Source organism: Paenibacillus oleatilyticus, assembly GCF_018998565.1.
GTDB lineage: Bacteria > Bacillota > Bacilli > Paenibacillales > NBRC-103111 > Paenibacillus_G > Paenibacillus_G oleatilyticus.
The window spans coordinates 102250-123726 of sequence record NZ_JAHNZO010000001.1; the positions used below are offsets into that span (position 1 = coordinate 102250).

Annotated in this window: 19 protein-coding genes; 6 read left to right on the forward strand and 13 right to left on the reverse strand. The window is 56.8% G+C overall.

Going from position 1 to position 21477, the window contains the following annotated elements:
• Nucleotides 1–193: 193 nt before the first annotated feature.
• From KQX66_RS00525 to KQX66_RS00560, 8 genes are all read right to left on the reverse strand, one after another.
• Nucleotides 194–460: a hypothetical protein gene (locus tag KQX66_RS00525; RefSeq protein WP_216788544.1), complete on the reverse strand. Its 267-nt coding sequence runs from the start codon at nt 458–460 to the stop codon at nt 194–196.
• Between the two features lie 107 nt (nt 461–567).
• Nucleotides 568–1731 carry a CgeB family protein gene (locus KQX66_RS00530; RefSeq protein WP_216788546.1) on the reverse strand — a complete coding sequence of 388 codons (1164 nt, stop codon included), beginning with the start codon at nt 1729–1731 and terminating at the stop codon, nt 568–570.
• A gap of 32 nt (nt 1732–1763) precedes the next feature.
• Nucleotides 1764–2879, reverse strand: a complete 1116-nt coding sequence (locus tag KQX66_RS00535) for a CgeB family protein (protein ID WP_216788548.1) — start codon at nt 2877–2879, stop codon at nt 1764–1766.
• 20 nt (nt 2880–2899) lie between these two features.
• Nucleotides 2900–3364: a dTDP-4-dehydrorhamnose 3,5-epimerase family protein gene (locus tag KQX66_RS00540; protein WP_108534389.1), complete on the reverse strand. Its 465-nt coding sequence runs from the start codon at nt 3362–3364 to the stop codon at nt 2900–2902.
• The gene (gene rfbD / locus KQX66_RS00545) at nt 3321–4214 is read right to left on the reverse strand and encodes a dTDP-4-dehydrorhamnose reductase (RefSeq protein WP_216788551.1); all 894 of its coding nucleotides are present in this window, start codon (nt 4212–4214) and stop codon (nt 3321–3323) included. The genes KQX66_RS00540 and rfbD overlap by 44 nt, the downstream gene beginning before the upstream one ends.
• Nucleotides 4211–5197 carry a dTDP-glucose 4,6-dehydratase gene (rfbB, locus tag KQX66_RS00550; protein ID WP_216788553.1) on the reverse strand — a complete coding sequence of 329 codons (987 nt, stop codon included), beginning with the start codon at nt 5195–5197 and terminating at the stop codon, nt 4211–4213. The genes rfbD and rfbB overlap by 4 nt, the downstream gene beginning before the upstream one ends.
• Complete coding sequence (locus tag KQX66_RS00555; RefSeq protein ID WP_216788556.1) at nt 5194–5916, reverse strand: sugar phosphate nucleotidyltransferase; 723 nt, start codon at nt 5914–5916, stop codon at nt 5194–5196. Before KQX66_RS00555 ends, rfbB begins: the two co-directional genes overlap by 4 nt.
• Nucleotides 5917–6357: 441 nt before the next feature.
• A complete protein-coding gene (locus tag KQX66_RS00560; protein WP_216788558.1) occupies nt 6358–9441 on the reverse strand; it encodes a leucine-rich repeat domain-containing protein in 3084 nt (1027 codons plus the stop codon).
• A 155-nt stretch (nt 9442–9596) separates the two neighbouring features.
• Between KQX66_RS00560 and KQX66_RS00565 the strand changes: the two genes are divergently transcribed.
• The 6 genes from KQX66_RS00565 (at nt 9597) to KQX66_RS00590 (ending at nt 15810) form a co-directional block, all read left to right on the forward strand.
• A complete protein-coding gene (locus KQX66_RS00565) occupies nt 9597–10265 on the forward strand; it encodes a response regulator transcription factor (protein ID WP_216788560.1) in 669 nt (222 codons plus the stop codon).
• Nucleotides 10262–11629, forward strand: coding sequence for a sensor histidine kinase (locus KQX66_RS00570; protein WP_216788562.1), 1368 nt, complete (start codon nt 10262–10264; stop codon nt 11627–11629). Before KQX66_RS00565 ends, KQX66_RS00570 begins: the two co-directional genes overlap by 4 nt.
• Before the next feature lie 61 nt (nt 11630–11690).
• Nucleotides 11691–12611: an ABC transporter ATP-binding protein gene (locus tag KQX66_RS00575; protein WP_438804162.1), complete on the forward strand. Its 921-nt coding sequence runs from the start codon at nt 11691–11693 to the stop codon at nt 12609–12611.
• A complete protein-coding gene (locus KQX66_RS00580) occupies nt 12608–13321 on the forward strand; it encodes an ABC transporter permease (protein WP_216788566.1) in 714 nt (237 codons plus the stop codon). Before KQX66_RS00575 ends, KQX66_RS00580 begins: the two co-directional genes overlap by 4 nt.
• On the forward strand, nt 13322–14056 hold the full coding sequence (locus tag KQX66_RS00585; RefSeq protein WP_216788568.1) for an ABC transporter permease: 735 nt from the start codon (nt 13322–13324) through the stop codon (nt 14054–14056). It begins immediately after the preceding gene.
• Nucleotides 14057–14328: 272 nt separating this feature from the next.
• Nucleotides 14329–15810 carry a DHA2 family efflux MFS transporter permease subunit gene (locus KQX66_RS00590; protein WP_216788569.1) on the forward strand — a complete coding sequence of 494 codons (1482 nt, stop codon included), beginning with the start codon at nt 14329–14331 and terminating at the stop codon, nt 15808–15810.
• A 101-nt stretch (nt 15811–15911) separates the two neighbouring features.
• Here the strand turns inward: KQX66_RS00590 and KQX66_RS00595 are convergent, their stop codons facing one another.
• From KQX66_RS00595 to KQX66_RS00615, 5 genes are all read right to left on the reverse strand, one after another.
• On the reverse strand, nt 15912–16709 hold the full coding sequence (locus KQX66_RS00595; RefSeq protein WP_216788571.1) for a copper amine oxidase N-terminal domain-containing protein: 798 nt from the start codon (nt 16707–16709) through the stop codon (nt 15912–15914).
• Nucleotides 16710–16765: 56 nt separating this feature from the next.
• Nucleotides 16766–18850, reverse strand: a complete 2085-nt coding sequence (locus KQX66_RS00600) for a M56 family metallopeptidase (protein WP_216788573.1) — start codon at nt 18848–18850, stop codon at nt 16766–16768.
• Nucleotides 18847–19254, reverse strand: coding sequence for a BlaI/MecI/CopY family transcriptional regulator (locus KQX66_RS00605; RefSeq protein ID WP_216788575.1), 408 nt, complete (start codon nt 19252–19254; stop codon nt 18847–18849). The genes KQX66_RS00600 and KQX66_RS00605 overlap by 4 nt, the downstream gene beginning before the upstream one ends.
• A 228-nt stretch (nt 19255–19482) precedes the next feature.
• Nucleotides 19483–20685, reverse strand: a complete 1203-nt coding sequence (locus tag KQX66_RS00610; protein ID WP_216788577.1) for an MFS transporter — start codon at nt 20683–20685, stop codon at nt 19483–19485.
• Nucleotides 20678–21454 carry a DeoR/GlpR family DNA-binding transcription regulator gene (locus tag KQX66_RS00615; RefSeq protein WP_216788580.1) on the reverse strand — a complete coding sequence of 259 codons (777 nt, stop codon included), beginning with the start codon at nt 21452–21454 and terminating at the stop codon, nt 20678–20680. Before KQX66_RS00615 ends, KQX66_RS00610 begins: the two co-directional genes overlap by 8 nt.
• Nucleotides 21455–21477 lie beyond the last annotated feature (23 nt).

Here is a 21477-nt window from a genome sequence, read left to right on the forward strand (position 1 = left end):
TTTGTTTTCAAGTCTTTATAATATATTAGGGAAATAACCAGTCCGGCACGACATTTACCCATTCTGCCGCCTAAAGAACCGACTCCATGCCGGTCTCCGCCCTTGCAGGGCTTGTCCGGTTTCACAGGAGCGGAATGCCGGGACATTCCTCTTTGAGAAATCCTCGGCAAGTTCGGCTCCTGCGATTTTCCGCTCAGCCTTGCGGCGCTCCGCCGTCTTGGAGCCCTCTGGCGAAGCCGAGCGCAAAGCCTTCGTTGTACGCTTTGTTGAATGCATCGTTATAAATCTGCTGGTAGCTGCGCCGCCTTGGCCTTGCGACCCGCCGGCGCCGCCGTCCTGTCCTCAGCGTACGGCGTCTGACCCGCCGCCGGTTGCGGAGCGGCCGAAGGCTGCGTCTCCTCTTCCGGACCCGGCGCAGCCTGGTTCTACCCGCCCGCTTGCGCGCAATGCGTTTGGCCATCCTCCGTCCCTCCTTCCATCCGCTTACGTCTCTATACCATATGCCGATGTTGGCGGAAACGAACGAAGCAAAAGCGCCTATTTCGCAGCAGACGGAAAGTTACCGCATCAGCCGGTGGCGCCTTCGAACAGAATGCGCATCATCTGCGCCATCCGGTGGCGATACGTGTGCTCCAGCATGGTGCGGCGCAGCGCATTAAGCGCGATAAACCGCCGCTCTTCTTCATGGTGCAGGTAATAGTCGATTTTGTGCATCAGCTCGCTTGGCGAAGCATAGGTAACGATCTCCTGTCCCGGCGTATAGAAACGGGTAATATCGCTGCGGGCATCGGTGAGCAGCAGCGTCCCGCAGCCCGCAATCTCGAACGTGCGCGGATTCGGCGATACGGCTCCGATTCGCTGGCTGTTGAAGTTATAGCTCGGATCGTCCGTTGCCCGGTGCAGATTGATCACGATTTTCGTCCCGTTGTAATGCGCGGCCGTTTCCTCCGGTCCCATCCAATTGTTCAGGGCGATCTTCGGCCTGAGCTTATGAAACTGGCGCAGCCGCTCCCACCAAATGCCCGCGATGTACGTATTCCTCTTTGCCAGAAACGACGTCATCTGATCGAAAAAGGCAACCCGGTTCCAATACGCGGAGCCGATAAAGCTGATATCGTGCCGGAATTGGCTCGTAACCGGCTTCGGCCGGAAGAACGCCGGGTTCGAGCCAAAAGGCAGGTAGTGAACCTGCCTGCAGCCGAGCTGGCGGTAAAACTCCACACAGGCAAGCTCCAGTGTAAATACAACGTCGTAATGCGTGACGAGAGGCGCCGTCAGATCGGTATAATACGGATCGTCCGTCAGCCAGATGGCCGTGCGGATTCCTTCGGCACGCAGCTCGTCAATCCGTTCGCCGGGAATAGTCAACCCTTCCAGCACGAGCACGATATCGGGACGCATCTTGACGGCCGCGGTCTTCAAATCGTGGGTCGGCTGCAGGACAATCAGCTCGCGCACCAGCCCCTGCAGCGCCCCGATCACCGCTTCGTCAAGCGGGGAATACGGGACGCCTTTGCCCGAGGTCACATACATGACCCGGACGTCCCACCGGCCGACCGGATCGTTCGGCAGCAGCCGCATGACGGCATCGCACCGGCCGAAATGATAACCGCCGCTCATGCCGAGCCGGAATCCATTCTCCCAGCCGCGGCGCCAAGCCTTGCGGCGGCGGACCCGAGGCACCCGCTTTACCGCACGCTTTACGTTGATACGCGCTGTTTTTCTGGACATGCTCCTGCCTCCTTTCTTGTCCTTGGCCGCCTTCAGTAACCGAGCAAGCCCAGCAGCTGGCCGATCCTCGTGACGAACGAATGCTCCTGCATCGTCCGCCGCAAGCCGTTCAACGCGATCGTCTGCCGCTCGGCATCATGCTTCAAATAATAATCCAGCTTATCGATCAGCTCTCCTGCGGACCGGTAGACGTCAAGCTCCACGCCGGGCGTATAATAGCGGGTCAGATCGTCGCGAATGTCGGTGAGCTGCATCGTTCCGCATGCGGCCATTTCATAGGTGCGCGGGTTGATCGATTGGCCGGGGAGACCCCGGAGGTTACGGTTATCGCTTCCGTAATGCCGGCAGCCCCGGTGCAGATTAATGACGATCTTCGCTCCGTTGTAATAGCGTACCGTCTCCTCGATCGGAATCCATCCGGCGCGGATGCTCGGCTTGAGCAGCCGGTAAAGCCGCATTCTTTCCCACAGTCCGCCGCCGATAATCACCCTCTTGCCCGATAAGTACTTGGCGATTTGATCGAACAGCTCGACGCGGTTCCAGAACGCCATACCGATAAAACAAATGTCGGCATGGTAACCGGAACCGACAGGAACAGGCCGGAACGTGTCGGTATCTACGGCCATCGGCAAATACAGAACGTGCGGGCAGCCGAGCGACAAATAGAACGGCACGCAGCTCTGCTCGTGCGTCGCCACAACATCGTAATGCGGGGCGATCGCTGCGGTATCGTCCGTAAAGTAAGGATCGTCGGCGAACCAGATCACCGTACGAATGCCAAGCTCGCGAATCCGGTCCACCTGCCGCAGATGGTCGGCGGGAAACACGTGAAGCCCGTTCAGCACAAGCAGCAGATCGGGCCGGTGCTGCTCCGCCAGCTTGAGCATGGCTTCCGGCGTCCCGACGACGGCTTCCCGAACCGTCCGCTGCAAGGCAGCGATGACGCCGTTATCGATGGCCGGGAAGCCTTGCGGGATAAAGAGCACTTTCAGGTCATGCCAGACCGGCGTGACCGGCGGGACTAACGTCCGGACGGCCTCGCACCTTCCGTACCGATACCCTTGTTCGTAGCCGAGAAGCCTTCCCGCCCGGCTCCCCTTCTGCCGCACGGCCGCTTTCCGGCGCGCGGGTTGTTGAGTCCGGCTCATTGCGGTCACCTCCCTATCGATTAACGGAATCGGGTCGTCCAGTCGAAGCCGATCGCAGGATCGTCGTAGGCGATGCGGTATTCGTCAGGCTGCCCCGGATCGTAAGCCAGATTGGTAAAATAAACGATCGTCGCCGGCTTGACGCCGAGCACCCGGTAGCCGTGAGCGACGCCCCGCGGAATAAACAGCAGATACGGGTGGTCCTCCCCCATATAATGCACGGACGTTTGCCCATATGTCGGGGAGTCGGCCCTCATATCATGCAACACGACCTGCGCGTGCCCGCTCGGAAAAAACCAAATGTCGTCCTGCCGTTTATGATAATGAAACGCCTTGATAACGCCCGGGAACGACATGGAGAGCGACGCTTGACCGAACCGTCCGAACAAAGCGTCGTCCTCCCGCAAAATCTCCATGAAGAAGCCGCGGTCGTCGCTGTGCCTAACCAGCGGCTTCGTCTGCACTCCTTCGATCGTCGATGTCATCGGTCTTCCCCCAATCGTTGCGCAAAAATGCCTCCAGCGCCGTTTTCCAATCTCTCATTCTCGGCAATCCGGCTTGGCGCAGCCCCCGGTCCGAGAAAGCCGAATGCGCCGGCCGGGGCGCGGGCAGCACATAATCGTCCGAGCGGGCGGGCCGGACCGCAATTCCGGTATGCCCGGCCAGCTCCAGGATCGTCTTGGCCAGCGTCCATCGGGAGCAATACCCCCGGTTCGCCACATGATAGATGCCATAACGGTCCGTTTCCAGCAGCCGGCCGATGCATTCGGCCAAATCGTACGTGTAGGTCGGCGAACCGAACTGATCGTCGACGACGGTCAGCTCCTGCTGCCGTTCCGCAAGCGCCAGCACCTTCGTGACAAAGTTGTTGCCATTCTTACCGTACAGCCACGATGTCCGGACGATAAAATGGTGCGGGCATACGGCCTGCACGAACTGCTCGCCGAGCAGCTTCGATTTGCCGTATACGCCCAGCGGATTCGTACGGTCCTGCTCGTCGTACGGCTCACCTTTGGTACCGTCGAATACGTAATCAGTGCTGACATACACCATCCTGGCGCCAATCGTTTCCGCGGAGATGGCGACGTGGCCTGCACCGATCGTATTAATCCGGTACGTCTCTTCCAGCTCCGCCTCGGCTTGATCTACCTTCGTATAGGCCGCCGCATGCACAATGACCTCGGGCTTCACCTCCGCAATGAGCCCGTATACCGTCTTTTCGTCGGCGATGTCCAGTTGCTGCCGGGTGAAGGCCGCACAGTCGTGCCGCCGCCCGAGCACCCGGACGAGATCCCGGCCCAGCTGCCCTCCGGCGCCGGTAATAAGCACCTTCATACGCTACCACCTCTCTTGGCCGTTTCGCGCCACCAAGCTTCATTGGCAGCGTACCAAGCAACCGTGCGCTTCAATCCTTCCTCAAGGGGAACCTGCGGCTGCCAACCAAGCCGGCTTGCGATCTTGGCCGGATCGATCGCATAGCGCCGGTCATGACCAAGACGGTCCGGGACGAACCGGATCAGCGACTCCGGCTTCCCGAGCTCGGCAAGAATCGTTCTGACGATGTCTAGATTCGTCCGTTCGTTGCAGCCCCCAATATTGTACACTTCCCCGGGAATCCCCCGATGCAAGACCCGGTCGATGGCCGCACAGTGGTCCTCGACATACAGCCAGTCGCGAACGTGAAGACCGTCGCCGTACACCGGAACGGGTTCGTTGCGCATCGCCCGCGTAATAATCGTCGGTATGAGTTTTTCCGGGTATTGATAGGGCCCGTAATTGTTGGAGCAGCGAGTGATGATAACGGGAAAGCCGTACGTCTCGAAATAAGCGCGGGCAAGCAGATCGGAGCCAGCCTTGCTCGCGGCGTAAGGACTATTCGGCGCAAGCGGCGTCGTTTCGGTGAACACACCCTCTTCACCGAGCGCTCCATACACCTCGTCAGTGGAAATATGAACGAACCGCGGCACCCCTGCGCGTCTGGCCTCTTCGAGCAGACACCCCGTTCCCAGCACATTGGTGCGCACGAACGCCTGCGGATCGGCAATGCTGCGGTCGACATGCGATTCGGCCGCAAAATGGACGACCGTATCGACGCCCTCCTCGTCCAGTACGCGTCTCACGGCGTCCACATCCGCGATGTCCCCTTGCACAAACCGGTAATTCGGCAAACCGGCAGCATCGGCCATATTGGCCGGTTGGCCCGCATAGGTCAACAAGTCGTAATTGACGATGCGGTCCTTCGGGTGGCGCTGAAGCCAGTAGCGGACAAAGTTGCTGCCGATGAAGCCCATCCCGCCTGTAACGAACAGCGTCCTCATGGTTGCTCACCCCCCATCAGGCGAACGCCCGCTTCCATCAGGGAGCGGTGCGTCCCCGCATCGGTCCACCAGCCGCTCAGCATGCTGTAGCTGAGCTTTCCGGCCGCCGCGTAAGCATTATTCACATCCGTAATTTCCAGCTCGCCGCGCATCGAAGGCTTCAGCGAACGAATGACATCGAAGACGTTCGAATCATATAAATAAATCCCGGTAACGGCGTAATGGGAAGGCGAGTTGTCGGGCTTTTCCACGATCCGGACAATGCGCCCGTCCGCCAGCTCCGCCACTCCGTAACGCTCCGGGTCCGGCACCTTTTTCAAAAACACGTGAGCTCCTCCCTTCTGGCGCTGAAACTCGTCCGCCGCCTGCTTTAACGAATCCTCGAACAGATTGTCGCCAAGCAGCACGAGCAGCTTCTCCCCGGGACGGACGAACGATTCGGAGATGCCGAGCGCATGCGCGATACCGCCCGCCTCGTCTTGAATTCCGTAGCTCACCTGCACCCCCCAAGGTTTTCCGCTGCCGATATACTCGGTATATAGTCCGGCGGATTGTTTGCCGGTGACCAGCATCAATTGCGTGATGCCCGCTTCCGCCATTTTGCAGATGGCATAGTGGATCATCGGATAGGTGCCCACCGGGAGCAAATGCTTGTTGATGATATTCGTCATCGGACGCAGCCGGGTACCGGTGCCGCCTGCGAGTATTATGCCTTTCATCGCGTTTCTCCTTTCTTTCGTATCATGAGTGCGCACGATTTGTACGGATGAATGCCATGCTCATATGATATGCACCCTTATGGATGGTCTGGTGGACGAATACCATGCGGGGCGAAAAATTGGCTCTTGTACCGAAAAATAGGGAAGCGGGAAAAAGCCTGCTTCCGTTAATAGAAGCAGGCCCAAAGTGTTGAGAAAGTGGTCAAACGGGAGTATAGAGGTAACGAAGGGGTGGGGTATCCACTTCCGACCACTCTTGTCATCGGGAAATTTGATTGGAAGCCGCTTATTAGCGGACATTTCCCGAAGACAAAGGCGGCCGCTATCGCTTCTCCAGTGGATACCCCACCTCCGTATGTTTCTCTATTTTTGCTTAGACCACTTTCTCAACAAGCTCAGCCTGCTTCCGTTAATAGAAGCAGGCCTCCTGTATAGCCCGGTTTATTCGTCATGCCAATCCTTGCGGTACCCGTTCTTGAACTCGCCCTCGTACTCCGGCTTGCCGTCCGTGTCGAACAGCTTGCCCCGTCCATGCGCCTTTCCTTCCGCAAGCTCGCCTTCGTACGTCGTGCCGTCGGCGTAGTACAGCTTGCCGGTACCGGTACGCGCCGTATTGATGCCGGACAGAGGCTGCCCTTTGGCATCCGCGAAGCTGCCGATCTCGCCGAATTCGGAGTAATCGAAGGCCCCCGTGTAGACGGTACCGTCGGCATAGTACAGCTTGCCCTGGCCTTGGAATTCGCTATCTTCGAAATCCCCGTCGTAGAGCAGGCGGCCTTCTTCCGTGTAGACCTTCCCGCGGCCCGACCACGTGCCGTAATCGAATTCCCCTTCGTACTGCAGCTTGCCGTTTTCGTAGAACGATTTGCCCTGCCCTTTGGCATAGCCGTCCGCGTATGCGCCCTCGTGCCATACATGCCCGTCCAGATCGAAGCTTTGACCGAAGCCGTTTCGTTTGCCGGTCCGGTACTCGCCCCGGTGGTTCAGCGTGCCGTCTCTGTTATACGTTTCGCCCTTGCCCTGAGGGACGCCGCCTTGAAACTCGCCTTTATAGATCGTACCGTCCGCGAAGCGGTATACGCCCGTGCCCTGGTCCGCTCCGTTGGCAATCGCCTTCCCGGACGAATCGGCGAAGGCGCCGTGCTCTCCGTATTTTCCTTGGGTGAACTCTCCGGTGTACGTATCTCCGTTAAAGAACGTCAGTTTGCCTTCGCCGTGATAAAGCCGTCCGCGAAAGCCGCCTTCATAGACCGCTTTGTCCTTCCGGTACTCCGTGCCTTGACCGTTTCTCGTTCCTTCCTGGAATTCGCCGGAGTAAAGAAGGTGCCCCTGCCAATCGTATTCCTTGCCCTGGCCGCTGTATTCTCCGGCCTTGTAGCCGCCCTCGTAACGAAGCTTGCCTTCCGTGTTGTATTCCTTGCCGCTGCCGCTGCGCTCTCCGTCCGCATAGCGTCCTTCGAACTCCAGCTTGCCTTCCTCGTTGTATTCTTTGATCTCGCCGTTCATCACGCCGCCAAGGAACGATCCTTCGACTCGTCCGGCTCCCATAATATGGTATACCCCTTGTCTGTTTGGCTCTCCGGCAGCCGTCTCCCCTTCGTACCAATCGCCGTTGGCGTAGAATCGAAAGCCCCTGCCGTCCTTCGCCGGGTCTATCGTCCTTCCTTGCGCATCGAGGAACGTCCCCTTGCCGAACTCCTGGTCCGCAAACGTCCCCTTGTAGACCGCTCCGTTTGAAAAATACATCGTCCCTTCATGAATACGATTGTCCTTAAACGTTCCTTCGAACAGCAGCTTGTCGGAGACAAAGTATTTGCCTTCGACCAATGTCTGGTTGTCGACTTTGCCCTCGAACCGTTCGCCGTTCCTGTAATAGACGATACCGTGGCCTTTTTTGACATTATGCTCGATTTCGCCGACATACTTTTCCCCCGTCGCAAAATAGACGGTTCCCTTGCCGTGCATGTCGTTATCCTTGAAGCCGCCTTCATAGACCAAACGGCCCTCCAGGAACAGCTTGCCGTTGCCGTTCAGCTTGCCTTGAACAAATTCGCCTTCCGCCCGGCTTCCGTCCGAATCATACTTCTTGCCTTGACCGTTCGGCAGATCATCCCGAAACTCCCCTTCCAGCATTAAACGGCCGACCGGATCGTATTGCTTGCCCTTACCGTGCTTGCGGCCGTCCTTCCATTCGCCTTCATAGTCGATTTCGCCGCTGCTTGCGTATCGAGTGCCTTGTCCGTTATACTTGCCGTCCTTCAGTTCGCCGCTGTAGATCAACCGCCCCTTCTCGTCGTACCGTTTACCGGTGCCGTTCGTGACGTTGCTCACGATATAAACGGCTTGCCTGTCCTGATTCCAGACGACAAGCTTGTCCGCAGCTTCCCCTACCAAACGCAGAGGCACCAACGTCGTCCCGTTGCGAAGCTCCGGCGCGGCCGGCAGCTTGACGGACTGCCCGTTCACGCGGGCTTCATCCTGCCCGATCGTCAGCACAAGCTCCAGCCCCGGCTTCGTCCCGGTCACCTGGCGCTGCTCCTCGTTCCACGCCACCTGTAACCCGAGCTTCCCGAACACGTCGCGAAACGGCACAAGCACGGAGCCGTTCCGGTTGAGCGGCGGCTCTTCGAAGGCGATGCGCTCGTCGTCGACAAATACGTTGATGCTGCGCTCATAGCCTGGGAACAAAGTCGGGTCAAACTCGACAGTGACTCCGCGATCCTGCAGCGTCCGCACCGTATCCGCTGCGCTCGCCTCCAGCGGGTTGCCGCCGAGCCACACCTCGCTCAGCTTGCTCAAGTCCGCCAGCGCACGGATGTCCGTGATCTTGTTGTCCCGAAGGTCGAGCGACCTCAGCTCCTTCATAGCGTCAATGCCCGAGAGGTCGGCAAGCTGCGTATTCCGCAGCTTCAATTGCTGGACTCCCGCAAGCTTCGCAATCTCGCCCAGCTTGCCGAGCGGATTGCCGGACAAATCCAAGTAGAGCAGTCCCGTCAGCGAGCCGATGCCGTCCACGGCTTGGATACCCGTGCCGCTTGCCGCCAGGCTCTCCAGCCGCGTCAGCTTCCAAAGCGGCTCCGGGTCCTGCAGCGGATTGCCGCTCAGGAACAAGTGCCTCAGCTTCGGCAAATCAAGCGGGCGCACGTCGGCGATCCGGTTATCCGACAGGTCCAAATAAGTAAGCTGCTTGAGTCCGCTGATCGGGTAAATGTCGCTGATTTGGTTGCCGCTCACATCGAGCCGCGTCATCCGGGCAGCGTACTGCAGCCCGACGAGTTGTTCGATCGGGCGCATTTTCTTGCCGTCCGAGGCCATGAGACGGGAGAGGCTTTGCAGGTCCTCCGGCGTCAGGTCGCCGTCCGGTTTCTTCAGCTGACCGCGGATCACCTTTTCCAGATTCGCGTCGGGCACCAGGGCGGCCGCCGCGCTCCATACGCGCTCCGTCGGCAGCGGCATGACGAGCGGCGCCGCCATGACCCATACGGAGAGAAGCGTGATGGCATACATACGATTTTTACGGAACATGCGAGCGAATTCCCCTATTCGTTAAAATATGTACAAAGGGTTGATCGATTAGTACTTTCGACATAATTCTACAGGATCAAGGAAATTCCTGCCTGTCCAAAACGTGATATAATTTCAACGAGTTCATACCGCTTGCGAAAGAAAGGATATCCGAGATGAAAATTTTATATATTGAAGACGACGCGGAAATCGGACAATGGGTCAGCGGCGATCTGACCGAAAGAGGGTACGAGGTTTTGTGGCTGACGTCCGGCGACCGGGCGGGCGAGCAGATGAAGGAAGCCGATCTCGTGCTGCTGGACGTGATGCTTCCGGGACTCGACGGCTTTACGGTCGGACAGCGGCTGAAGAAGGAGTTCCCGGCTACGCCTATTCTGATGATATCGGCGCGGTCGTCGATCGAGGACAAGCTTCACGGGCTGCAATTTGCCGACGACTATGTGACGAAGCCCTTTCATCCCGACGAGCTGGCGGCGCGGATCGAAGTGCTGCTGCGCCGCTTCGACAAGCGGGTTTCCCCGCAACTCCAGCTCGGCCATCTGTGCGTCCACCCGGATGAGAATCGACTGGTCGACAGCGAGACCGGCGAAGAAATTATTTTGACGGGCAAGCAGTTCCAAATCTTCATGTATTTTTTGCGTCATCCGAACCAAATTTTGACGAAGGATCAAATCTACGAAGCGGTATGGGGAGAGCCCTACCTGGAAGGCGACAAGACGCTGATGGTGCATATCCGCTACCTTCGCGAGAAAATCGAACGCGATCCCGGAAACCCGCAAATCATCGAAACGATTCGCGGCATCGGCTATAGGGTGAGATTATGAAGCTCGCAGCCAAAACGAAGTTCCGGAATTCGCTGCTGGCCCGGTACGTGTTTATTATTTTAATCGCACTGTGCATATGGCCGCTCGTCTTTCCGGTCGGCAGCCTGATTTATTACGTACAGAGCCAATTGTTTTACCCCGAAGAATTCAACATCTATGACAGCCGCAACCTGGAAAAAGCATGGCATCAAGAAGCCAAGGATCTGGACAAAGCGGCGGCAGATGCGGTGGACGCCAAGCTTCGGGCATTGAAGGAACAATATCCGCGCGCTTCGATGTTCTGGGTGGACGCTTCCGGCCGGCTGCGGCTCAAACTCGGGGTAACCGTTGCGATTCCGGAGCAATGGACGATGGCGGACAGCATGCAATTTATGAAAAGCAGCTATGGCGGGGACCCGTTTACCGTCGTCGCTTTTATCGGCCAAGACCCGAAGCAGGGCTTCATGGTCGTGCAAATTCCGCGGCATATGATGGAAAGCGAAGTGATCTATCCGTCCAACGAGCGGTTTCTTACCGTGTTTATGCTTTCCATATTTTCGTTCTTCCTGTTCACTTCCTGGCTGTTCTTCGCCCGCATCCGCAAACGGCTTCTCCGCTTCCAAATCGCCATGACGGAGACCGACGAATCCGGCATTCCGCAGCCGATCGCCGTGAAGAGGGTCGACGAAATCGGGCAGCTTGGGCTGGCGTTCAACCATATGATCGATCAGTTGAACAGCGCACGCCGGCGGGAGCAAGAGGAGGAAGCGCTGCGCAAGCAGCTTATCGCCAACCTGTCGCACGACCTGCGGACACCGCTTACGACGATCCGGGGCCACGCCTATACCCTGCGCAAGGAACCGTTAACGCCCAAGGGAAAGCAGTCGCTCGACCTGATCGAATCGAAGGTAGACAATGTGGCGCAGTTGATCGAGAACCTGATGTCCTATACCTTGCTGTCGGCGGGCAAATACCCGCTGCGGACCGCCCGGACGGACGTGCTCAGGCTGTGCCGGACCTCCGTCGCCTCCTGGTATCCGGTCTTCGAGAAAGAAGGCTTCGACGTTGATGTCCGGCTGCCGGAAGCCGCCTTGTATTGGAACATCGATCCCCAATGGTTTACCCGCATTCTGGACAACCTGTTCCAGAACATCGTCCGCCATGCCAATTCGGGAAAATATGTCTGTATCCGGACCGAGGAGCGGCACGGAACTACCGCCGTCGTTATCGCGGACAAGGGGCCGGGCATCCATGCGGAGTCGGACAACAAAGGGGCCGGCATCGGCTTGACCATCGTCGCTTTAATGATCAAGGAAATGAGCCTGAAGCAGGATATCGTCGGCTCCCGCGACGGAACGGCCATCTATATGTATCCGAAAATTTAAACGAATTTTAAACGAAAGCTCCCTTTCGTTTTAACCTTCGGCGTCTATTATGGAGGCTGAGGTGATTGAAGTGGAATCCATCATAACTACACGTAATTTATCCAAGCACTACCGCTCGCGCAAAGCGGTCGACAAGGTCGATCTGGATATCCGGAAAGGCGATATCTACGGCTTTCTCGGTCCGAACGGCGCGGGCAAAACGACGACCATCCGCATGCTTCTCGGACTCATCAGGCCGACGGAAGGCACGATTCACATCTTCGGGAAGGACTTGAGAAAAGAGCAGCGGGCCATTCTTCGCAAGGTCGGCTCGCTGGTCGAATATCCTTCCTACTACGGCCATCTGACCGCTTATGAAAATCTGGAGACGATCCGCCGTATTCTGGACGTGCCGAAATCGCGCATCGACGAGGTGCTCGCCATCGTCCGGCTGACCAAGGAAGCGAAGCGCCCGGTCAAGGGCTTCTCCCTCGGCATGAAGCAGCGGCTCGGCATCGCCTCCGCCCTGCTCGGGCGCCCGGAGCTGCTCATTCTGGACGAACCGACCAACGGCCTTGATCCGACGGGGATCTTGGAAATCCGCGAGCTGATCAAGGCGATGCCGAAGGAGCACGGCATAACCGTGCTCGTATCCAGCCACCTGCTCAGCGAAATTGAGCTGATGGCCACCCGCGTCGGAATCATCCAGCAAGGCGCGATGATGTTCGAGGATACGATCGACAGGCTGCGCGAGCGGGCCCAGAGCAGCATCCGCATCGCGCTGTCGAGCCCTGAGGGCGCCCGGCGTACCGTCGCGCTGACCGGGTGCCACGCCGAGCTCCACGAATCTTCTATTCTGATTGAGCATATTTCCGACGATACGCTTGCGGAAATCGTCGCGCTGCTCGTTCAGTCGGGACACTCGATTTACCGCGTGGAGGAAGTGAAGAAATCGCTGGAAAATATTTTCCTTGAGATGGTCGGGGAGGGAACCAGCCTATGATGCTCCGGGTGCTGGCTGCCGACTTTCTGAAAATTCGCCGGAAAGCGATCTGGTTTCTGATCTTCCTCGGGCCGATCGGCGTCATTGCGCTGCAGGCGGCCAATTACGGACTGCGTTACGATTATTTGATGGAAAAATACGCTGCCAACCCCTGGGGCGCTTTCCTGGGCAACATTCAATTTCTCCTTCCGGTGACGATCCTGCTCGGCGTCGCCATCATTGCTTCGATGATCGCGAACATCGAGCACCAGATGAATTCGTGGAAGCAGCTGCTGGCGCTGCCCATAGCCAGAACTGCCGTGTTCAGCGCCAAATTTACCTTATGCGTGCTGATGCTGCTCGTCTCGTGCATCCTGCTGGGCATCGGCATCGTAGGCCTGGGGCTCGGCCTGAAGCTCGGCACGGACGTGCCGCTGATTAGCGTTATCAAGCTGAGCTTCTATCCGTTTATTGCCTCTTTACCGGCTTTGGCGCTGCAGCTGTGGCTGTCCGTGACGATGCGCAATCAAGCCCTTCCTTTGACGGTCGGCATTCTCGGAGGAGTCGTGTCGACCTATGCCAGCAATATGCCCGACTGGTTTTTATGGAAGCTTCCTTTGCTGACAAACCATGCGGGCATACCCGAGTATTCGGTCGTAGCCGGTCTTGCGGTCGGAATCGTCATTTTCGCCATCGGATTACTTCACTTTACGAGACGGGATGTGAATTGAATGAGAACGTTCCTGAATGTGCTGCGCTCGGAGTGGCTCAAAATGCGCAAGGCCAACATTTGGCTGCTCGTCTTCGTCAGCCCGGCTCTTGCAGCGGTCAGCGGCTTCCTGTCGCCCATGGTCGCAGGTCTGCCCGAGTGGGAGTGGCTGTTTATAACGGCCGCCGCCATGCATGCTTTTCTGTTCCTGCCGCTGTTGACCGGGGTGTTCGCCGCCTTCGTCTGCCGCTACGAGCATGCGGGCGGAGGCTGGAAGCAGGTGCTGACTCTGCCGGTTTCCCGTACGCAGCTTTACCTGGCCAAATTTACGATCGTCATCGCGCTGCTCGCCGTCACCCAACTGCTCCTGCTGGCCGTCGTCCTGACCATCGGTACGATTAAAGGCTTTACTTCGGCCGTGCCATGGGACGTTTTACTGCGGAGCGTGCTGGGTGGCTGGGTGGCAACTTTACCCTTGGCCTCCCTGCAAATGTTCGTATCGGTCGCTTGGTCCAGCTTTGCCGCGCCGCTTGCGATCAATGTCATCTTCACGATTCCGAATATGCTTATCGTCAATTCGAGCGACTACGGACCGTATTACCCTTGGGCGCAGCCCGTCCTGTCCATGCTTCCGAAGGGACAGGCGGATTTCGGCGCGTTTAACGTCCCGCTGGAGACGCTGCTGTTCGTTATTCTCGGAAGCTTCCTCGTCTTCTTCGCCAGCGGGCTTACTTATTTCCGCAGGAAAGAAATTTAAGCGAAAGAGAAATAATAAAGAGACCGAAATTCTTCATAAGAGGAATCGGTCTCTTCGCTTTTTGTGCGATAGGTATTTTTTAGTTTTAATAGAAAAATCGCAATCGATAAGAAACAACGGCGTGTGATACATGTTACAATAGAATGGCTGCTGAACATTCTTTTGCCCCTACTTACCGCAATGCAATTCCATGTCGCACGGGAGGAATTAGAGAGAAGTCGTCTGACAAAAACCTGCTGTTTTTATGCTTTTACAATGAGAGGAGTAACAACGTGGAGAACCATACAAAACCAAACGACAGCGGAGGGACATTCGGGAGCAGAGCCAACTTAATGGTCGTTTTGGTTATGATTCTTGGGGTATTTGTAGCCATCTTGAATGAGACGCTCCTTAATGTCGCTTTGTCCAAAATTATGGCGGATATCGGAATTTTACCGAGTACCGCGCAATGGTTGACAACCGGATATTTGCTGGTTATCGGGGTGCTGATCCCGGTCACCGCTTTTTTAATTCAGAAGTTCACGACAAGAACCTTGTTCCTTTCGGCCATGAGCTTGTTCACGCTGGGTACGCTGGCGGCGGCCGTCTCGTCGGGATTCGGCATGCTTCTGCTCGGCAGGATGCTGCAAGCGTCGGGAACCGGCCTGCTGTTTCCGCTGCTGACCAATGTCGTGCTGGCTACGGTCCCTCTGGAAAAAAGAGGCTCGGCCATGGGAACGATCGGCATCGTCATCACCTTTGCCCCGGCGATCGGACCGACGCTGTCGGGGATCATCGTCGAGCACTTCAGCTGGCGCGTGCTCTTTTACGGCGTCATCCCGATCGCGCTGCTGGTCATCGCCATCGCTTATCTGAAGCTTAAGAACGTCACCGAGACAAGAAATCCGAAAGTCGACGTCCTGTCGCTTCTGCTCTCCACCTGTGGATTCGGAGGAATCGTGTACGGCTTCAGCAGCGCCGGCGAAGGGCACGGCGGCTGGTCGAGCAGCGCAGTCCTGATTCCGGTGATCATCGGCGCCGTCGCTTTAGGCTTGTTCGTTTGGAGACAACTGACGCTGGCGGAACCGCTGCTGGATCTGAGAGCATTTAAATTCAACGTGTTCCGATTGTCGACGCTGATCATGATGATCGTCATGATGGCGATGTTCTCCGCCATGATGCTGCTGCCGATTTTCCTTCAGGGCGCGCTCGGCTACAGCCCGCTGCAAGCCGGTCTGGTCATGCTGCCGGGCGGCATTTTGATGGGCATTATGTCGCCGATCACGGGCCGGCTGTTCGATAAATTCGGCGCCAAGTGGCTGGCGGTCGTCGGGCTGGCGCTGATCGCCAATACGCTGTGGCAGTTTTCCTCGATCTCCCTGTCGACACCGTACGCGATGATCATGATTTTGAATACGCTGCTGATGCTGGGGATTTCGATGCTGATGATGCCGGTCATGACCAACGCGTTGAACGAGCTTCCGCCGCGGCTATATCCGCACGGCACGGCCATTATCAGCACGCTTCAGCAGGTGTCGGGCGCGGTCGGAACGGCGCTGCTGGTCACGGTGATGACCAACGGCTCCAAGCATTTCCTGGAAAGCGCCGCTGGAACCAAAACGGATGCCCCGCTGCCAATTCTGGCGATGATGGCCGGGATGAAGAGCGCGTTTCTGCTGGCCTTCGGCCTGGTCGTCGCCGCTTGGATCGTTTCGTTCTTCCTGAAGCGGGCGCAGCCTTCGGGAGGCGGAAGCGGGCAAGTTTCCGCACACTAACAAGGTTTAACCCCCGAATCGCCTTAAGCGATTGCGGACGCAAGAAGACGGCCCCTGCCTTGAGCGGGCGCCGTCTTCTTTGCTTTGCATCCATATGCCGTCTATTGTTTGTCCACGATTACAATCGTCATCGATTTGGCGCTGTGCATGCCGACAAAAAGATCGCAGTTCAGAGCTTCCGACGCGTCGCGGAGCGGAATGAAGCTGGAGCCGTCCACGATTTGCGCGGGAACGCCGAATTGGATCGCTTTTCCGTTGATCGTCGAGGACTTCTGACCAATCTTAAAGGTCATGACATCGCTGCCTTTCGTCGCCTTCACCGTCTGGGTTTCGGGATTCCATTCCACTTTCGCCCCAAGCGCTTCGAGCGTGGAACGAAGGGGCACAAGCATGCTTCCGTCTTTGATAAAAGGAGCCACTTCCGGGTTCAGCTTCCGGTTGTCGATGAAAATATGTACTCCCTCGCCGCGTCCGTCCCATTTCTCCGTCGCGCAAGTCATTTGATAGGCTACGTCGAGCGATTTCAAGTCCGCCCCTTGGACCGCACCGGGAAGCGTAACATCCCACTTTTGGCTTTGGCCCGGCTCCAGGCTCAAACCTGTCAGAAACGCATCGTTATCCCATTCCCGCGTCGCCAATTCGTTCCCTGCGGCGTCCTTTACGGTAAGTTTGAACTTTTCCACCTTGTTTATTTTTACGTTGCTGATGTTGACAAATACCCCTTTGACGAGCAGCGCGTCCTTTTCGTATTTGCCCGACAACGCCGCGAAAGTAAGTTCTCCGGTTGGCTGTACGGAAGCCGATGCCGGGGCGCTGAAGGCGAGCATCCATGTCATCAGCACAACGGACAGCATGCTTAAAGCCAGAATCGATTGGAATCGTTGCTTCATCGTTTTCATAGAACGCATTCTTCCCTTCGTTGTCTTTCACTCGAATCCTGCGATAGATCCGAAGCTTAATCGTTCATCGTCCCGTCCACAGGGTCAACCCAATAGTTCCAAAACTCGCCCGTTCTATCAACTGTGGCGTGGACTGTCGGCTGTCCCTTCTTCGTAAAGGTATGAACATAAGGATTTTCCGTGGAGAATTCAACCGAATAACCGGTCAGATCGATATCGAACAGCTTGTTCACCATCGGTTTGGCCGCGGCGATGGCTTCTTCTTTCGTATAGATCGGCTTTCTATCCTTATCCAGGAGGAGGGGCAAATTCGCTTCATTGTCGTCTTTTTTGCCGTAGGCCAAGATCGACTTGATTGTGCCTGTCTTGGAGCCAATCACTACGGCATAATTGCCGCCGTCGTCAAAGAACTTCCACAGATCGTGTTGCCCCTCGGAATAGTTATGGTCCGCCTGTTTAAAGGTTACCGGCTTTCCGACATTTATCGTTTGGAGTGCTTTCAACGCAGCGTTTTTCGCTTTGTCGTTCCCCTGTGCGACAGGATAGCTGATCATTATGCCTCTTTCGCTCAGCGTGTCCGCATCCAGAGTTACGATCATGTCCTTGCTCTGAAGCCTCCATTCATGCGTTGATTTACCGTCCTCAAACCGTTTCTCTCTCTCTACGGTCTCGGCGGTAAACGTTTTGTTTGCATCCACTTGACGTAAAGCTTCCGCAGCAGCATTTTTCACAGCCGCATCCGTTTCGTCCCACGTATATTGGACATAAGCGTTCGCAATTTGCTTCGTCTTCCGGTCAATGGCGACTTGTCCTTTTCCGTTCTTATTCAGTAAGATCCACTCTGCCGTGATTTCGGGGTCCGCCACTTCGTAAAGCTCCGCTTGCGAATCTCCCAGAAAACGGCGCAGCTCTTCTTGGGCCGCTTCAACGACGTTCTTGTCCAGCGGGATATCGTGAATCGTGAGCTTTTTCTTCGCTTGCGAAGTGCCGCCGGACGATTCCGTCGCGATCACAGGGGGCGCCGACAGATTGCCGGATGCGGACTCTGGAGCTTTGGCATTGACCAGCGTCACGGAAGAAAGGGCAATGACGGAAGCCAGCCCGAGCGCCGACCAGCGGTAAGATTTTTTATGATAATTTTTGATCATGACGATTCTCCTTTTTATTTGTTGTTTGCCTCCTGATAAATTGGCCATACCCGGGGTCGGATACAAGGTGGCATAATGCTCCAACAGGCGAATGATCGTATGGCCGTAGCTTTCTTTTTGCTCCGCGCCGATGTAGGATAGCGCAAGCGCGTCGGCCGCGATTTCCTGATCTTCGCGCATCCGGTAATAGGCATACCACAGAACCGGATTGAACCAGTGCAGGATCAGAAAGCCGTTCATCAGCCAGTTCACGGCGACGTCCTTGCGTTTCACATGGGCCAGCTCGTGATAAAAAATATACCGCAGCTGCCGGTCGTCCAGCATGTTCATCAGCGAATCCGACAGCACGACGCGCGGACGCATAAACCCGAACACAGCCGGGCTGGATATCGGTCCCGCCGTAATTAACGGGATCGATTGTCGGATCGCCATCGTCTCCCGGCATTGTTCGAACAGCCCGACAATTCCGGGGTCCGTAATGACGGGCTGCTTTGCGAGCCGGGCATACACGCGCCGGTTCGCGGCGACGGTTAAGATCCCGAGACAAACCGCGCCCAGCAGCCATACGACAAACGCGAGCTTATGGATCGAAAAGCTTGCCGAAGGCTGCTTTTCTACCAGTTCGGCTGTCTGAACAGGCGGTTCCTGCTTGGTTCCTACAGGAGCAGTTTTCGTTGGCGTGTTGTTCGTCATCTCCTGGTGAACAGGTGATGCTACCGGCAGACGCGGCGAAGGTGCATCGGGTGTCCGTAGAGCTTCCTGGCCGTAGGAAAGCAAGTTATATACACTGAATGAGCTTTCGGGCGCCCACGGCAGAAGCAATCTTGCTATAATGACCAGCCACAGCATATAGTGCCATCTGGGAGACAGCTTGTTTCCCGCGATGACTTTGACTAATAAGACAAGCCCCGCCAGCACCCCGGCCATCAGCGAGGTCTCCAATACCCAGTCAAAAAAGCTCAAGAGAGAAAGGCTTAGACCGTCCAATGTCATCTGTCCTTTCTTCTGTCGCGATCCTGCCCCTCTTCCGTCTTCTCGTCGAGAATCCGTTTGAGTTCGCTAATTTCGTCCGAAGACAGCTGCTGTTCCCGCAAGAAATGGACCAGCAGCGGTTTGACCGCCCCGCCGTACAGCCGCTTGAGAAAGGACTGTGTCTCGGTCTGCACGTAATCGTCCTGCGAGACCAAAGGATAGTACAAATAGGTCCTGCCCGCCTCTTGAAAGGCGATCGCATTTTTTTGGAGCAGCCGGCTGATCAGCGTCCGGACCGTTTTCGGCTTCCAGTCCATTTGCCCTTCGAGGGCCTCGATGACTTCGTTGCCCGTCTGCGGGGACCGGGTCCAGAGGATTTTCATCACTTCCCACTCGGCCTCGGATATTTTAGGCAGTTCTTTCATGAATCTTGTGTTCTCCTTTCCGTTCATCTGGATTACTGATGTAATCCTATATTAGACTACACGCGTAATCCAAAAATGTCAACTTTAAAAATTCAATGCAGCCGAAAAAAGCATGCCCGCTCTCTCATTCGAAAGAAGCGGCGCATGCTTTTTGTTATCATTATTGTCCTTTTGCGTCCCATCCGCAGGATATTTTACGCGCGTTCATTTATGCGTGCCTGCACGCCTCTATTCCATGCTGCGGCCGGCGTGCAGAGGTGCGCTTTGCGTCTGAGGGCGTCTTCTCGAAATCGCAAGCACGGCCAGCATGATGAGCATCACGGCCGAGTAGAGCCACATGGCCGTTTGAATCGGGAAAGCGTCCATGACCCGTCCGACGCCCAGCGGCAGCAGCGAACCGCCGAGCCCGTTAGCCGCGAGCAAAATGCTGGTCGTTCTCTCGGTCATACCCGGCAGCGATTGATTGGCGTAAATGAGCGCCACCGCAAACATCCCGGACATGCCCAATCCAAGCAGGAAGCTGAGTACAAAGCCTCCCCATGCATAGTGGCTGAACGGCAGGACGAGCAGCGACGCTAAACTCAGCAGCGTTGCCACCCACAAAAAACGGAAGTACGTCCACCGGTCGCCGAGAATGCCGGTCAAGATTCGTCCGATCACCATTGCCGTCCAGTAGACGGTGACGGTGAGCGTCGCAAGCGAGCTATCGATCCCCCACCGCTCCATAAAGATCGAAGGGAAGAAATGGACGACCGACACTTCGCTGCCGCCGTACAGGAAAAAGAAAACGGCGCACATCGCCAGAAACGGGATGCCCGATCTCGCATACGTCGGGCGTTGCACATGTCCTCCGCCGGACTCCGCTTCTTTGCGGGTCAGCATGCCGTCCATTTCCCCAAAGGACATCCGTTTCCAGACGAGCGCCGTTGCAAGCGCGCCGATGCCGAGCAGAAAAAACGAATACGTCCACAGCCCTTTGGCGATCAGCAAGCTGGCGATCGAAGGCATGGCAAGCGCGCCGACACCGAACGTCACCTCCAGCTTGCTCATGGCCGCCGCCTGCTTCTGCTTTACGGCCAGAAGAATGATCGTGCCAATGCACGATTCGACCAAGCCGGTGCCGAATCCGGCCAACCCCGCCAGCATTACGACCGCCGGCCAGGGAGGAAGCAAACCGGTGAACAGCTCCATCCCGACCAGCCCGAGACCGAGCATGACCGCCGATTTGCGGCCGAGCTTGCGGGAAACCGCGGGCATCGAGAGCACCCCGCTGAGCAAGCCGACAAACTGCACGAAAATAAGCATGCCGCCGCTGCCGTAGCTTTGCGAATAATGCGCAAGCAGTTCAGGCAGCACCGCGCCGACGATGACCGTGCCCACGCCGGTGATGACATAACACAAGCATCCCATCCAAATCAACCGGTTAATCATGATGCTCTCCGTCGCCGGCGATCAGCAGCTCCACCTGATGCTTGTGAAGCTCTTCTTTCATTTCGTCGCTCGGCTCCCGGTCCGTTACGATCATGTCGATCCCTTCCAGCCCGGCGACGCGGTGAAACAGCTTTTTGCCGAATTTCGTATGATCGGCCAGTACGATCACTTGGTCCGACTTGCGCATAACTTGCCGGATCAAATAGCTTTCCTCCTCGAACATGGTCGTCAGACCGTGCGGCGCGATGCCGCATGTGCCGAGCAGCGCTTTGTCCACCTGATATTCGGACAGCATTTCCAGCGTCCGCGCCCCGAAAACGAGCCGCTGCTCATTATCCAGCAGGCCGCCGAGAAGATGGATGCGGATTTCATCCTTCTGCGTCAGCATGCCCGCCAGATCGATCGAGTTGGTGACGACCACATTGCGCCGGGTTCGCATCGATTCCATCGCACAGCGCACCGTAGTGGAGGAATCGGTGTACAAATAATCGCCGTCGTGAATCAGCGTCGCCGCCAGCCTGCCGATCGCCTGCTTGGACGGGGTGTCCAGCTGCAGCCGCTGCTCGTAGTTCGGCACCTCCTTGGAGATCGACGGCAGCATGGCGCCTCCGCGGGTACGGATGATGCTACCCTGCTCCTCCAGCTTGATCAGATCGCGCCGGGCGGTATCCCACGAGATTTGCAGCCACTCGCAAATTTCCGTGACGGTGATGCGCTGTTTTTCATTTAACTTCTGTACAATCGCAATCAGTCTTTCTTCTTGAAACATGCGTATTCTCCTTCCGAATACTT